Genomic DNA, 14,318 nt, shown 5'->3' with positions numbered 1-14,318 from the left:
AGCGTTTGAATAATATGAACCCTGCTAGTATCAAAAAATCTTGCGCGGTAATTCTGCTATTGTGCCCCCTGCTATTGGCAGCGTGTAACCAAACGCGTCAATTAGCGCCAGTAGCTTTGCAGCCTATTGCCCGCGCACCCCAGGCATCGCTTGAACAAGCTTATGCCGCGCAGCGCGCACAACAAATCACTCATGTCGACTACGAGCTGGCATTTACGCTGGATGAAACCAATGCCTTCTTCAGTGGTAAATCGATTATTCATTTTGAGTTGGTTGATAACAATAAAGCCCCCGTCACTGTCGATTTTAATAGCGGCACTATTAAATCAGTGCGCTTGAATGGCGAAGCTATTGAATGGCGCTACGAGCAATGGTTTATCGAATTTGCGCCGGAACTGTTTCGCGCCGGAAAAAATACATTGGAAATTGAATACCAGCGCCCCTACGCGACAGCGGGTGATGGCTTGCATCGCTTTAAAGATCCAGCGACAGGGAGGGTTTACCTTTACAGTAATTGTGAGCCCTACAACGCCAACAAAATGTATCCGCACTTTGATCAGCCGGATATGAAAGCGACTTATAAATTACTAGTCAATGTCCCGGCAGATTGGCAAGTTATCTCGGCTTTGCGCGAGCAAAAAATTACCCGCAACGGCGCGCAGCAATTATGGGAGTTTCCGCAAACTGCACGCATTCCCTCCTACATTTTTCCGCTTCACGCTGGCCCCTATCGCGTGTGGGAAGATAATTCCGGCAGCGTGCCCCTGCGCTTGTTTGCCCGCCAGGAATTGGCACAGTACGTCAATCCGCAGGAATGGTTTTTATTTACGCAACAAAGTTTTGGATTTTTCAATCAATATTTTGAACAGCCCTATCCCTTTGTGAAATACGACCAATTGGTAGTACCGGATTTTAATAGCAGTGCCATGGAAAATCTGGGCGCAGTGACTTTTAATGAATTCTTTATTAGCCGCGGTGTAAAAACCCGGGTGGAGCGCATGCGCCATGGCAATGTGATCGCCCACGAAATGGCGCATATGTGGTTTGGTAATTTGGTCACTATGGAGTGGTGGAATGGTTTGTGGTTGAACGAAAGTTTCGCGACTTATATGGCCTATTTGCAGCAAGCCAAAGCGAGTGAATTTGGCGCAAGTGTGTGGGATATTTTTTATTTCAACTACAAGCAGTTGGCCTACACCATGGACCAACAAGTTATTACTCATCCGATTGAGTTACCTGTGCTGAATACAGCAGAGGCGTTTACCAATTTTGATGCTATCACCTACGGCAAGGGTGCATCAGTATTAAAACAACTGGCACAGTTGGTGGGTGAAGAAAATTTCCGCCAAGGTGTCGCCAGTTATTTAAAAAAATACGCGTATCAAAATACGCAGCAAGATGATTTTATCAATGAGATTGCGCGTGCATCGGGAAGGGATTTATCCAGTTGGAGCTACACCTGGTTAGCGCAGGCGGGATTAAATAAAATCCAGGTGCAATATCAGTGCGATTCTACCAATACTTCTATTACTTCGCTGAAGCTCCAACAATCTTCACCAGTTGATTTCCCCGTATTGCGCGAGCAGCGGGTGCAGTTGGGTTTTTACAAAATCGATGCGGGCAAGGCGCAGTTAGTGAAGCGCTTGCCAGTCACTTACAGTGGTGCAGCGACTAGTGTTGATGCAGCAAAAGGCCTCGCATGCCCGGATCTGGTTTTTGCTAATCTGGATGATTGGGGTTATGTGCGGGTGGAGCTGGATCAAAAATCCCTGCAAGTGGTACGTGAAAAAATTCATTTATTTGACGCGAGCCTGCGCATTATGCTCTGGCAAAATTTGTGGGATGAAGTGATTGATTCGCGCATTTCACTGATTGATTTTTTGTCACTAGCGAAGCGGCACAGTGTGCAGGAAGCTCAGGTAGAGGTGGTGGCAGCAATCACCGCCAAATTAAAATTAGTGCGCGATTACCTGCAGTTAATGAATACACCAGAAAAAAATCTAGCCAGCGCACAGCAGCAATTGGAGCAATTTGTTTTCGCCAATATGAATGCCGCAGCTGCAGGTTCCGATGTGCAAAAGTTGTGGTTCGATAGCTATGTGTATTCTGCATCCAGTAACGACGCTTTGCCTTGGATGCGCGTGCAATTAATCGGTGATAAACATAAAAAACTCCCCGGTTTGGTATTGGATCAAGACCGTCGTTGGGCACTGTTGGTACGCTTGAATCAATACGAATACCAGGATTATCTCGCGCTGACTGCTGCTGAACAGAAAAAAGACGGTTCGGACATGGGGGTACAAATGGCATTGGCGAGTGAAGCGGTGCGCCCGCAGGCAGGTGTTAAAGAACGATGGTTGAACAACATTATCGCTCCTGAGCAAGAATATAAACTGGCCACTATGCGGTTGGTGATGGCCAATTATTTGCCATTTTCACAGGCGCAACTGCGCAGTGTTTATGTGCCTAAATTATTAGCGGCCTTGCCTGAGATGAGTAAAAATCGCTATGAGCGTTTTATGGCAGGTTTTTTCCGTGGAATCTTTTTACGCGGTTGTAGCGATGCATCGGTTGCTCTGCTAACACAAACGCGCGACCAGTCACTGCAATTACATCCGCTGACCTATCGTATGTTGCGTGTGGAAGTGCAGGAGGATGAGCGTTGCGTGGAGATGAAAAAATTGTTGTAACGCATTTATTGTAATTAGATTAATTTTCTCGTTCCCAAGCTCCAGCTGGGGAATGCATAAAAAAAGCCGCTGTTATCAGCGGCTTTTTTGCACATCAAAAAGCAATTTTTTTTGCCTTACGCTTGCGATACCGGCGTGGTCGGGTGGTTGCCCCACTCAGCCCAGGAGCCGTGGTAACCGCGAATATTTAATCCCACTGCTTTGCCCACTAAATAAGTAAAGCCCGAGCGATGGTGGCTTTGGCAGTGGGTGACAATTCTTTTGTCGGCGGTTAAACCCAGCGATGCCAAATACTCGCGTGCATCAGTGCGGATACGCAAGGCATTATTGCGATCCATTAAATTTGTCCACTCACAATTAATCGCACCGGGAATGTGGCCATTCTTTTGCGCCGTAATGCGTTCGCCGGTAAATTCTGCCGGACTTCGTGCATCCCATACGACAAAATCCGCGCGATCCAATTCGCCGAGAATGTCGGTAATTTCAATCACTACAATAGGGTCAATTTTTAAATCAACTTTTGTGGGCGTGAGCACGGGAATTTCTTTGGTGAGTGATTGGCCGGATGCAAGCCATGCGTGCAAACCGCCGTTCAAATAGGAATAGTGTTTGTGGCCAATGGCGTCGAGTGTCCAAATCATTCTGCCCGCCCAGCCGCCGCCTTCATCGTCGTACACAACAACGTGAGTGTCGGGTGTTAAACCCAAAAAGGAAAATACCCGATTGAGTGTTTCAATCGGCGCGATCTTGCCTGGCACCGGCGGTTGGCCGCTGAGGATTTTATGCGGCGGTACATGAATTGCACCATCGATATGGCCCTGCAAATAAGTTTGTTCGGCGCACATATCAATAATTAATAACTTGCTCGTCGGTTGTGCTAAAAGTGCAGCAAGTTGCGTGGGCTCAATCACAAAGGGAAGTGCCATGGAGTTACTCCTTTATAAGTATTAAAAATAAAATCAAGACCGATGCTGCTTGTTACTAATTAAGTCTCGTTGAGCGTTCGCAAAATATAACGGTATGAATCCATACGTGTTGCACTGATTGTGCCATCTTCCAGCGCTTTTAAAATGGCGCAGCCAGGTTCGTGGCGATGGGAGCAGTCGCGGAATTTACAGTGGCCGATAAAGGGTTTGAATTCGATAAACCCTTCCAGCACATCGCCTTCTTCCATATGCCACAGACCAAATTCGCGGATTCCGGGCGAATCGATCAAATGGCCACCGCCTGGGAAGTGCAAAAGCGTGGCGCTGGTAGTGGTGTGAGTGCCCTGTTGTCGTTCGGACAAATCGCCCACGCGCAAGTTCGATTCAGGCAAAAGCGCATTTATCAGTGAGGATTTACCTACACCCGATTGCCCCACAAACACGCTGGTGTAGTCGGCCAGGTACTCGCGCAACTCATCCAACCCGGTCTCGGTTTTGGTGGATACCATCAACACCGTATAACCCAGCTTGCGATAAGTGGTTTCCAAATAGGTGACTTTTTCGCGCGTGGTGTCATCAATACGGTCGATTTTATTGATCACCAATACCGGTTCGATATCGATGGCATTGGCGGCGACCAGATAGCGGTCAATCAAATTCGCATGAGGTTCGGGGTAGGGCGCGACCACAATCATAATGCGGTCGATATTCGCGGCCACGGTTTTCATATCGCCGTGTGGATCCGGGCGCTGCAGGGCGGAGTCGCGCGGCATAACCGCAACCACCACACCCATCGGGTTACCGGTGCGCCAGACCACTCTATCGCCAGTCACTAAAGAGCCGAGGTTGCTGCGGAAGTGGCAGCGCTGGTGTTGCCCCGCTTGCTCACCTTCAGTCGCCTCGACCACCACTTGGGTGCCGTAGTGGGTGATGATCAACCCCAGCTGCTCAGGCCCCAAATCGCTCTCATGCATTTGTTCATCGGTGACTTTGTCGCGTTTCGCCACGCGGGCGGTGCGTTCGTCCTGAATTTTGTCGATGCGCCATTGCTGGCGGCGGGTCAATTTGCGTTTGGTCATGCGTTGGTGAACTTGCCTGTGAGGTGGGTGATGTTTGGCTAGACTGGGTAATTACTTTAAGCTGCGGGCAATTGTGCCCTATTTACCGAGGAAAAACCCATGCTGAATGAAAACAACCTGATCTGGATCGATCTTGAAATGACCGGCCTCAATCCGGATACCGACGTGATTATCGAAATCGCCACCATAGTCACCGATGCCGACCTCAACATCCTCGCCGAAGGCCCCGTATTTGCCATCCATCAGCCTGACAGCATCATGTTAAATATGGACGAATGGAACACCAACCAACACGGTAAATCCGGCCTCACCCAGCGCGTGCGCGAGAGCAAAGTCAGCATTGAACAAGCCGAAGCGGAAACCATTAAATTCCTGGAGCAATGGGTTCCCAAAGGCAAATCACCCATTAGCGGCAACTCCATCTGCCAGGACCGCCGCTTTTTAGTGCGCGGCATGCCCAAATTGGAAGATTATTTCCACTACCGCAATTTAGACGTAAGCACCGTAAAAGAATTAGCCCGCCGCTGGAGACCGGATGTAATCGCCGGCGTGAAAAAATCCGGCGCACATTTAGCGTTGGATGATATTAAGGACTCGATTGCGGAACTGCAGCATTATCGGGCTACGTTTTTTAAGATGGAGTAAGCAGAAATTTTGTAAAACGCAGGCGACTTTTTAGTCGCCTTTTTTTATTTGCGTAATTTTTTACTGTATTGACATGTTCGCTAATGTCAGAGATTAATCATGCAATTATCGTGCTTCTGATTTTTTAATCTGCGTTTGATACCGCGAGGCATTAAGGTGCGGTTGATGCGCTGTCAAATAATGCAAAGTTCTCCCTTGTGGGTCGATTCTGGCGCTTGGAATAGCAATGCCCACATGATTTTTCTGAAAATTAAATATCGCCTGTGTGGTTTTTTCACCACAAATCCCATCGATTTTTAATAAAAAAGTGTTGCTCGCATGTTTTTTTGCGTAGGCATTTAACGCTGATTGCACGAACAAAACATCTTCCTGATTATTTACTCCACATCTTCCCACAGATGCACTTATCCCCATTTTCATGTTGCCTCCTTCACATTCAGAATTTATTTGTAAAAGGAGAATACCATTCAATTTTGCGCGATGAGTGCCGGTTACCGCACATTAGTCGGTTAATTTGGATGACAATTGTCTCAAAGGATTTTAAATTGCTAACAATTATAATTTTATGTAGATTGAGATGTCTTGGGCGAGTGATGAGACCAAAATTTAGTGGGCAATAAGTATTAAGTAAAATTTAGAGTTCAATGTGGAGTTACTGTCTTTAGAGCTGCATTTTCTTAAATGCATAATTCGTTCTATCACCGTAATTTTTTGTAATAGGCTGATTCGTTATACGATTTTTTTTGAAAAATTTATTATTCTAGAGCCATTATTCTCCGCCGCCGTCCCCTCCACCATCTCCCAAATCCCTGTCACTGCTTTTTCCACTGGAGTGAAAAACATCGCCTGAATCCCCCGAGCCACCATCGCCTCTGCGATTACTGTGGAATCGACGCACAAGCCATATCAGCAATATCAATAAAGCGGCAGAAAATAACAGGGGAAACATCACGCCTTTGACGATGTCTTGCGACATGAGTTCGCTTTGTGAATAGGCGATTGCCATGATAATCAATAACAGGATGGGTCTACGCATTGATACTACTCCTTGCCACCTACTGCTGAGGCGGCGGGTAACTGCGCTTGGTGCGCCCTACGGTCAATGTTTGAGCGGTCCTAGATTATCACTAAATCTTGCACTGGGGTGAATTACGCGACATTAACTATCACTCAAGTGGCTGGAAAAGCCTGGGCATTGCAGAGTTGAATTGTTTAATTCCCCAGCACCTGAAATCCGCTCTTGCCATTTTTCTTCACTTCGTACATAGCTGTGTCGGCTAGTTGTAGTAGTTGGTGTAGGTCGTTGCTGTGGGTAGGATAAATACTTACACCGATACTGGCGCCCAGTTGGTAATTGCTGTGCCCTATCTCGACCGGGCTGCAGCATTGCTGCAAAATTTTACTGGCAATTTGATTGGCGTGTTCAGCGTTTTCCAATTGTGTTGCGATAACGACAAACTCATCGCCACCGATGCGCGCGCAAATATCGGTACTGCGTGTGTTATCGACCAAGCGCTTGGCAATAATTTTTAACACTTCATCGCCCACTGTATGGCCAGCGGTATCGTTGATGGGTTTGAAATTATCCAGATCGATATAAATAACGGCGAGCATTTGGTGTGGGCGGGTGGCGAGTATCAGTGCCTGATCAAACAGTGTGGTCATGTAACGTTTGTTATTGAGCCCGGTGAGTGGGTCGTGATAAGCGAGATCGAGCGCGTAAATTTCGGCATCTTGCAAACGTTTCTGAAATTGCAATAACACCGCCGAAATTAAACTTAAATACAGCAGTACCGCCATGGCTGTGCCCAGTAAGAAACCGGGCGCGAGCCAAGTATCGGTAAAGCGCAATACTGGATAAGTAAGCCAGTGCAGTGCAAAACAGGCGCAAATAATAGCGACCCAAAGCATGACTTTGTGCGGAATGGTGTTGCGCTCACGGTAGGCGATAACAGCAAAAAATAGCAGCGCTGCTGCATTGAATAGTCCAACCCCCACAGAAAATAGCAGACGGCTGAATTCGGCAAGCCAGCTGCTGGTAAGCCATAGCATTATCAGCGCAACAAGGATCAAATAAGGCCGGGTGTAGTGTGGCAAACTAAAAAAGCGGAATGCGCCCAACAACAAAAAACATTTTTCCAGGCTAATAAAAAACGCATAGAGATGTTCGGCGGCATTAATGGTAAAGAGCGAGCCGGAAAAAGACAGCGCCAGGCGCGCGCAAAATCCCAAAAAAATGGCAACTCCCCAGCAACCGGCCCCGGCATTGGTGCGCGGAATACGGCTAAGCCATAACAGCAGCACGGCAAAACCGAAGTAGAGCGTGTAGCCGATAATGTTGACTGTTTCAAAGAGTGACATGTTCAATCCAGGTGTAGACAGTAGCGCTACTCAGGTGGTCAGTATAATGTGCCTGACATTTGTTGTTTTATATCCTCCTGCCATGAAATCTTTTCTTTTAAGACAAAAAAAAGCAAGTGCCCACAAAAACTGTGGCGCCGTAATAAGCAACTGCTAGCATTGTTTATAGTGAGTATTAATAACTACACCCACAAAGGGGGAGGACGTTATGAACGTCCGTACAGCGGTATTTTTGCTAACTTACGCTCTTTGTTGGCTGATGCCCCCTGCATTGGCCGAGGAGCCCATGCAGGTCAAATACTTGGGCAATAATGTTGATCTGGTGAGTGAGGATTATTACCTCGCACTGATTACGGCTGCACTTAATGCCACTGAATCGAGTCATGGCGCCTATCAACTGGTGTTTACCCAAGAGCCGCTAAGCTCCGAACGTAAACACGAATTATTGGTGGCGGGCGAAAAAATGAATGTGGATCGGCTGGTTGGTTTTCCTACCCAAAAAGGCGCGCGCGTGGGTTTGATTCGTGTGCCAGTGCCAGTGCTCAATGGTTTTATGGGTTACCGTGTTTTATTGATCCGCAAAGAAGACCAGTCGCGTTTTCGCAGTATTAAAACCCTCTCCGAGTTAGCCCAATTACCCATGGGGTTTGGTAAGGGCTGGGAGGGGCATGTGTACAAACACAATGGATTTTCAGTGGCCGAGCCTCTCACTATGACATCGCTGTTAAAAATGCTTGCAGGAAAACGCTATTTTTTTGTGCCACTGAGTGTGATTGAAATTGATGACCATTATGAAATTGAAGGTGCACGGGTAGAGAATCTGGTGCCCGAGCAAACGTTGCTGATCTATATGCCCTTGCCGGTTTATTTTTATGTTAGCCCGGAATATCCTGCACTGGCAGAGCGGCTTACGGTGGGTTTAACCTATATAAAAGAAAGTGGAAAAATGGATACGATTTTCAAAGAGCATTTCGGTGCGCGGTTGCATCGCTTGCGTTTATCCGAACGGACGCTGATTGAATTATCCAATCCCGATGACGACGGTAGTTTAGGAACGCCCAACCACGCACTCTTGCGCGAATTCTGATTTTGTCTACAAAATGGTGCGGTGACCACCAATCATTACAGCCTAAATATTTTTTCTGTCTCTGTAGAATCAATCTCCGGCTTCACCTTGATGAAGGTTTTGATTATTTATCTATCCTACGGTATCCAATCCATGGGAGCGCCATTAGCTGGCGGATTTTATGAACACAGATTATGTAATTTTGCATATTGCAGCAGCATAATTGTTTTTCCATCCATGATTTCGCCTGACTCAATCATGCGGTAAGCGGCATTAAGCTCGAGTTCCAGCACCTGGATATTTTCTTGTTCATGCTCCAATCCTCCCCCATCAGATACTTTCATATCATCGCTGTATTCGGCAATAAAAAAATATAGGATCTCTGTCACCGAACCTGGCGACATATAGGCTTGGAATATTTTTTTCACCTGATTAATTTTGTACCCGGTTTCTTCTTCGGCTTCTTTTCTGATGCAGTCCTCTGCATTGTCCTTATCCAATAAGCCGGCACAGGTTTCAATCAGCATGCCATCTCTATTGCCATTGACATAGGTGGGCAACCGAAATTGGCGGGTCAGTATGACAGTGCCTTTGGAGGAGTTGTAAAGCAGTATGGTTGAGCCATTGCCCCGGTCATAGGCTTCCCGATGTTGCTGTTCCCAGTCGCCATTGGGTTTTTGATATTCAAATGAATATTTGTTCAAGGTGTACCAATTATTTGAAAGAAGGGTTTTGCTGATATTTCTGATTTTGTCGGTCATAAGGGGCTTCCGGTGATGATTGTTGTAGGTGGCATTATGGTTTTATGGCAGCCACTCATTATGCCCAAAGTTAACTTCTGTGGATGCCAATTGTCATAGTGCTGTTTAGTTTTGTTAATCCCGCTTTCATTATCACCGCGCTGGTGGGATTATCTGTCGGCTCAGTAGTCCGATAACTGTAACAATACGGATGCCTGTTTATGTCCAATCATTTTTACCATCTGCTCGCTTCCTGGTTGCCGCTGAAAGATGAGGCCAATTGGGTTTTGGGCGCAGTGATTCATACGCGCGGTTCGGTGTATCGCAAAACCGGTGCGCTCATGTTGCTCAGCGATGCGGGGCATCAGTTAGGGTTATTAAGCGGCGGCTGTATAGAATCAGATTTGCTATTGCAAGCGCGCAAGGTGGTAGCTTTGGGTAAGTCGCGCCGTGTGGTTTACGACGCGGCGGATGACAGCAATATTGCCTGGCGCCTTGGTATAGGTTGCGGTGGCGCAGCGGAAATTTTGTTGCACCCCTGCCATGCGCGCAATGATTTTCTCCAATTACCTGCGGTGCTCGCTTGTTTGCAACAGCATCAGGCGTGCAATTATGCATTGCAACTTGATCAGGCGTACGCCGGTTTTACGCCGTGCCAGCGAAAATTTTCACAGCGTCAACACGGTAGTTTGCAATCCCCCCCAGTAGTGCTTGATAGCGCTGGCAGTGAAGAAAAAAATCTTGTCACCTTAATTAATCCACTGCCGCATTTATTAATCCTTGGCAGTGGTGTGGATGTTATTCCCCTGTGCCATTTGGCGCTGGTGATGGGGTGGCGGGTGACTTTGGCCGACCAGCGTTTAAATTCCAGTAAGCGCGAAAATTTTCCAGCAGGCATTACTGCGCTGAATGAATCGGTGGCGGAATTATCAAGCGATTTATTGCACCAAATCGATGGCGTCGTGATTGCCCATCACAATTTGCGATTGGATGCAGCGGCAGTTGCGGCGCTACAAACGCGCGAGCTGGTAAATCCGTACATAGGTTTGCTCGGCCCTGCCAAACGTAAGGCAGAAGTATTGGCGACAGCAGGACTGAACGAAGCACAATTGCGTTACGCTATCGCAGGGCCTATGGGTTTGGCGCTGGGAGGAGATTTACCTGAGAGTATTGCGCTATCGGTATTGGCTGAATGCCATGCAAAAGTCTTTGGTAGCAATGCGTTGCCTTTAAGTGAAATGGCTCAAGACGAAATGCAGATGCATTCTATTGTTTCCCGCGAAGCAGATGCGCCCATTATTTTATCGAACATGAGGGCATCCTTATGATGGCTGACAAGATAACAATCGATTGCCTGATATTAGCGGCCGGTAGCGCGAGCCGTTTTGGCGGATGCAAACAGTTGGCGGATTGGCAGGGGCGACCGTTGCTGGCCACCAGTATCGCCACTGCACGCACGCTTGAACCCGAGCGTATCTTTGTTGTAGGTGGAGCCTTTTATCCCCAGTTATTACAAGCGCAGCCAGAGCTGGAGGCAAAATCAAAAAGATTTACTGATCGCCCGATCGAATTGCTGGAATTTCCCGCGTGGAAATTGGGCGTGGGAAATTCGCTCGCATTTGGCATTAAACATTTGCAAAACAGTAATCCGGTATTGGTATTGTTGAGTGACCAGCCGTTAATCAGCGCGCAGGATTTGCGCAACTTATATCGCACCTGGTGTAAAAACCCGGACAAGATAGCTTGCGCGAGTTTTGCCAATACCTTGGGCGTTCCCGCGATTTTTCCGGCGCGCTTTAAAGCGCGGTTGTATGAGTGTCGTGGCGATCGCGGTGCAAAAAATTTGCTGTTGGGTTGTACCAAGCAAATTGTTCCTGTTGCTATGCCCTCTGCTGAGTTTGATATAGATACACCAGCCGATCTCACTACCTATTTGAAAAAAGCGATTTAACGAAAACCATTTAGTAATTATTCAAGATGTTTTTGAATTGATCGTCATTCCAGCGAAAGTAGGAGCCGCCGATCAGCGCAGCTAAATGTAACCGTTGCTTGCCGACTGAATTTATTGCAAAGGAGTTACCCATGATTTCGCTTACGATTAATGGTAAAAAACGCAAATTGGATATGGATCCGAGTACGCCTCTGCTCTGGGTGCTGCGCGACAAATTGCACATGACCGGCACCAAACTAGGGTGCGGCATGGCGCTTTGTGGAGCTTGCACAGTGCACATGAATGGCAGCCCGGTACGCTCCTGCAGCTTGCCCATTTCCGCTGCAGAGGGTGCAAAAATTGAAACCATCGAGGGCATAAATTCACCCGCGTTTCAAGCGGTGCAGCAAGCATGGCGCGAGCTGGATGTGGTGCAATGCGGTTATTGCCAGTCAGGACAAATCATGTCGGCTACTGCGCTATTGCAGACCAATAAAAACCCCACCGATGCAGATATCGATACTGCTATGAGTGGTAATCTTTGCCGCTGCGCAACCTATCACCGAATCCGCGGTGCGATCCATCAAGCCGCTGACAAATTGGGAGGTAAAGCCTGATGAACTTCCTCAAACGGCAAACTATCCAAGCGCAACAAAATTCTAGATCTTCAGCTCTATCGCGCCGCACTTTTTTACAAGCAGTAAGTGCCGGTGGTGGATTATTACTTGGCAGCGGTTTTCTTATTGGCAGTGCATCAGTTGCAGCGGCAGATAAATCAATAGCGGCTGCATCGACAACAGCAGCGGATGCTCCGGTATTTAATGCCTTTTTAAAAATTACCCCCGACAGCAAAGTCACCATGGTAGTAAAACATCTGGATATGGGGCAGGGCGTGAGTACTGGTTTAACCTCATTGGTTGCAGAAGAGTTGGATGCAAGTTGGGAGCAAATGCAGTGGGAATTTGCACCTGCAGATAATCACCGCTACAACAATTTATTTTGGGGGCCAACACAGGGTACTGGCGGTTCATCATCAATCGCCAACTCCTGGATGCAATTGCGTGAGGCGGGCGCGGCCGCGCGTGCCATGTTAGTTGCCGCCGCCGCCGCAGAGTGGAAAGTACCTGCGGAAGAAATTCGTGTGAGTAATGGAATCATTTCCCACGGCACGCGCAGCAGTAACTTCGGCGCTTTCGCTGCGAAAGCATCACTCTTGCCTGTACCACAAAAACCTGCAGTAAAAGATCCAAAAGATTTTCAATTAATTGGCAAAACCATTCCGCGCAAAGACAGTAATGAAAAAACCAGCGGTAAAGCAATCTATACACAGGATATCCAACTGCCCGGTATGCTGACTGCATTAGTTGCTTATCCACCGCAAGTGTTTGGCAAGGTTAAAAAAGTCAATGCAGCAAAAGCCAAAGCATCGCCCGGAGTGGTTGCCGTAGTGGAGTTTCCGCGTGGTGTTGCGGTGGTGGCCGAGAATTTTTGGGCGGCAAAAAAAGCGCGTGAGTTGTTAAAAATTGAATGGGATTTATCGGCCTGTGAAACCCGTAGCAGCGATGAATTATTTAAAGCCTGTCATGATGCAGCGAGTAAAACGGGTATCAGTGTAAAAAATGCGGGGGATGCCATTGCAGCCTTGGCCAAAGCAAAACAGGTCATAGAGGCAAAATACGAATTGCCCTATGTTACTCACGCGGCGATAGAACCGATTAACTGTGTTGTTAAAGTGGAAAAGAATAGCTGTGAACTCTGGTTCGCCTGCCAAATGCCCACGATAGATCAACAGCAAGTGGCGGCGGCTACGGGCATTAAACCCGAGCATGTAAAAATTAATACCCTCTATGCTGGTGGTAGTTTTGGTCGTCGCGCCTGCCCGAGTGACTATGTGGTGGATGCGGCAAATATCGCAAAACAAATTCCGGGGCGCGCCGTAAAAATGCTGTGGACGCGCGAAGATGAAATCCTCAACGCGCGCTACAGACCGATGGCGGTTCATCATATCCGCGGGGCAGTTTCGTCCCGGGGTAAGGTTGTTGCCTGGCAGCATCATGCTGTTGCGCAAGCAATTTTGCGCGGCACACCCTTTGAAGGATTTATCCAGGGTGAGGTGGACGGCACAGTTGCAGAAGGTATTGAGGACATGCATTACACAATTCCCAATCTGCAAGTGCAGGCCACCGAGATTCCCATTAAAGTTTCCACGCTCTGGTGGCGTTCTGTGGGGCACTCGGGCAATGCGTTTGTTGTTGAGACTTTTATTGATCAGCTCGCTAAGGCAGCAAATAAGGACCCGGTTGTTTTTCGCCGAAAGTTACTTGCCGATACACCGCGCGCATTGGGTGTATTAAATCTCGCGGCGGAAAAAAGTGCTTGGGGAAATTCATTACCCGAAGGTGTAGCGCGTGGTATTGCGGTGCACAAATCCTTTGGTACTTGGGTTGCGCAAGTTGCCGAAGTGCGTGTGAAAGACGATGGTAGTTTTAAAGTCGAGCGTGTTGTCTGCGCAGTGGATTGCGGTGTTGCCGTAAACCCCGATGTGATCCGCGCGCAAATGGAGGGCGGTATCGGCATGGGCTTAAGCGCAGCACTGGGCGAAGCCATTACCCTCAAAAAAGGTGTAGTGGAGCAATCCAACTTTCATAATTATCCGCTGCTGAGTATTGATGCAATGCCGAAAGTGGAAGTACACATAGTTCCTTCAGCTGAAATGCCATCGGGCGTCGGTGAGCCTGGGTTACCACCAATTGCTGGTGCGGTGGCGAATGCATTGTTTGCCGCCACAGGGAAACCGCTGACGAAATTACCGTTGGGAAATAAAGTGTAATTCTTTTAACCGGGTAAATAAAAACGCCGCTGGTTTTGCTCGCGGCGTTTT

The 14,318-nt window shown here is 47.8% G+C and carries 13 protein-coding genes; 7 read left to right on the top strand and 6 right to left on the bottom strand.

Features of this window, described 5'->3' with window-relative positions; translation table 11 throughout:
* Positions 1 to 14 precede the first annotated feature (14 nt).
* Positions 15 to 2,690 (top strand): aminopeptidase N, encoded by a 2,676-nt coding sequence (gene pepN / locus J2X05_RS12140; RefSeq protein ID WP_310072792.1) that lies wholly within the window; start codon positions 15 to 17, stop codon positions 2,688 to 2,690.
* Positions 2,691 to 2,806: 116 nt separating this feature from the next.
* On the opposite strand, the gene J2X05_RS12135 is transcribed toward pepN, so the two are convergent.
* Both J2X05_RS12135 and rsgA read right to left on the bottom strand, forming a co-directional pair.
* The gene (locus J2X05_RS12135; RefSeq protein WP_310072790.1) at positions 2,807 to 3,616 is read right to left on the bottom strand and encodes a sulfurtransferase; all 810 of its coding nucleotides are present in this window, start codon (positions 3,614 to 3,616) and stop codon (positions 2,807 to 2,809) included.
* 59 nt (positions 3,617 to 3,675) lie between these two features.
* Complete coding sequence (rsgA, locus tag J2X05_RS12130) at positions 3,676 to 4,695, bottom strand: small ribosomal subunit biogenesis GTPase RsgA (RefSeq protein WP_310072789.1); 1,020 nt, start codon at positions 4,693 to 4,695, stop codon at positions 3,676 to 3,678.
* Between the two features lie 99 nt (positions 4,696 to 4,794).
* On the opposite strand from rsgA, the gene orn reads away from it, so the two are divergent.
* Positions 4,795 to 5,340 carry an oligoribonuclease gene (orn, locus tag J2X05_RS12125; protein WP_310072788.1) on the top strand — a complete coding sequence of 182 codons (546 nt, stop codon included), beginning with the start codon at positions 4,795 to 4,797 and terminating at the stop codon, positions 5,338 to 5,340.
* A 105-nt stretch (positions 5,341 to 5,445) separates the two neighbouring features.
* On the opposite strand, the gene J2X05_RS12120 is transcribed toward orn, so the two are convergent.
* The 3 genes from J2X05_RS12120 to J2X05_RS12110 form a co-directional block, all read right to left on the bottom strand.
* Entirely contained in the window at positions 5,446 to 5,760 is a 315-nt protein-coding gene (locus J2X05_RS12120) for a peptidoglycan-binding domain-containing protein (protein ID WP_310072786.1), read from the bottom strand.
* A gap of 349 nt (positions 5,761 to 6,109) precedes the next feature.
* Positions 6,110 to 6,376 (bottom strand): hypothetical protein, encoded by a 267-nt coding sequence (locus J2X05_RS12115; protein WP_310072785.1) that lies wholly within the window; start codon positions 6,374 to 6,376, stop codon positions 6,110 to 6,112.
* Between the two features lie 176 nt (positions 6,377 to 6,552).
* The gene (locus tag J2X05_RS12110) at positions 6,553 to 7,701 is read right to left on the bottom strand and encodes a diguanylate cyclase domain-containing protein (protein ID WP_310072783.1); all 1,149 of its coding nucleotides are present in this window, start codon (positions 7,699 to 7,701) and stop codon (positions 6,553 to 6,555) included.
* A 208-nt stretch (positions 7,702 to 7,909) separates the two neighbouring features.
* Between J2X05_RS12110 and J2X05_RS12105 the strand changes: the two genes are divergently transcribed.
* Positions 7,910 to 8,788, top strand: coding sequence for a transporter substrate-binding domain-containing protein (locus J2X05_RS12105; protein ID WP_310072782.1), 879 nt, complete (start codon positions 7,910 to 7,912; stop codon positions 8,786 to 8,788).
* Positions 8,789 to 8,946: 158 nt separating this feature from the next.
* Here J2X05_RS12105 and nudK read toward each other — a convergent pair whose 3' ends face one another.
* Positions 8,947 to 9,528 (bottom strand): GDP-mannose pyrophosphatase NudK, encoded by a 582-nt coding sequence (gene nudK, locus J2X05_RS12100; protein WP_310072780.1) that lies wholly within the window; start codon positions 9,526 to 9,528, stop codon positions 8,947 to 8,949.
* A gap of 200 nt (positions 9,529 to 9,728) precedes the next feature.
* Here nudK and J2X05_RS12095 point away from each other — a divergent pair, with 200 nt between their 5' ends.
* The 4 genes from J2X05_RS12095 to J2X05_RS12080 all read left to right on the top strand — a co-directional run bounded on the left by J2X05_RS12095 (position 9,729) and on the right by J2X05_RS12080 (position 14,267).
* Positions 9,729 to 10,835 carry an XdhC family protein gene (locus J2X05_RS12095; protein WP_310072779.1) on the top strand — a complete coding sequence of 369 codons (1,107 nt, stop codon included), beginning with the start codon at positions 9,729 to 9,731 and terminating at the stop codon, positions 10,833 to 10,835.
* On the top strand, positions 10,832 to 11,458 hold the full coding sequence (locus J2X05_RS12090; protein WP_310072777.1) for a nucleotidyltransferase family protein: 627 nt from the start codon (positions 10,832 to 10,834) through the stop codon (positions 11,456 to 11,458). Before J2X05_RS12095 ends, J2X05_RS12090 begins: the two co-directional genes overlap by 4 nt.
* Positions 11,459 to 11,589: 131 nt before the next feature.
* Positions 11,590 to 12,054 carry a (2Fe-2S)-binding protein gene (locus tag J2X05_RS12085; protein ID WP_310072775.1) on the top strand — a complete coding sequence of 155 codons (465 nt, stop codon included), beginning with the start codon at positions 11,590 to 11,592 and terminating at the stop codon, positions 12,052 to 12,054.
* A complete protein-coding gene (locus tag J2X05_RS12080) occupies positions 12,054 to 14,267 on the top strand; it encodes a xanthine dehydrogenase family protein molybdopterin-binding subunit (RefSeq protein WP_310072774.1) in 2,214 nt (737 codons plus the stop codon). The genes J2X05_RS12085 and J2X05_RS12080 overlap by 1 nt, the downstream gene beginning before the upstream one ends.
* Positions 14,268 to 14,318: the final 51 nt, after the last annotated feature.

Origin of the sequence: Cellvibrio fibrivorans (genome assembly GCF_031457055.1) — a bacterium.
Lineage (GTDB): Bacteria > Pseudomonadota > Gammaproteobacteria > Pseudomonadales > Cellvibrionaceae > Cellvibrio > Cellvibrio fibrivorans.
This window is presented reverse-complemented; position numbering and strand designations above follow the sequence as displayed.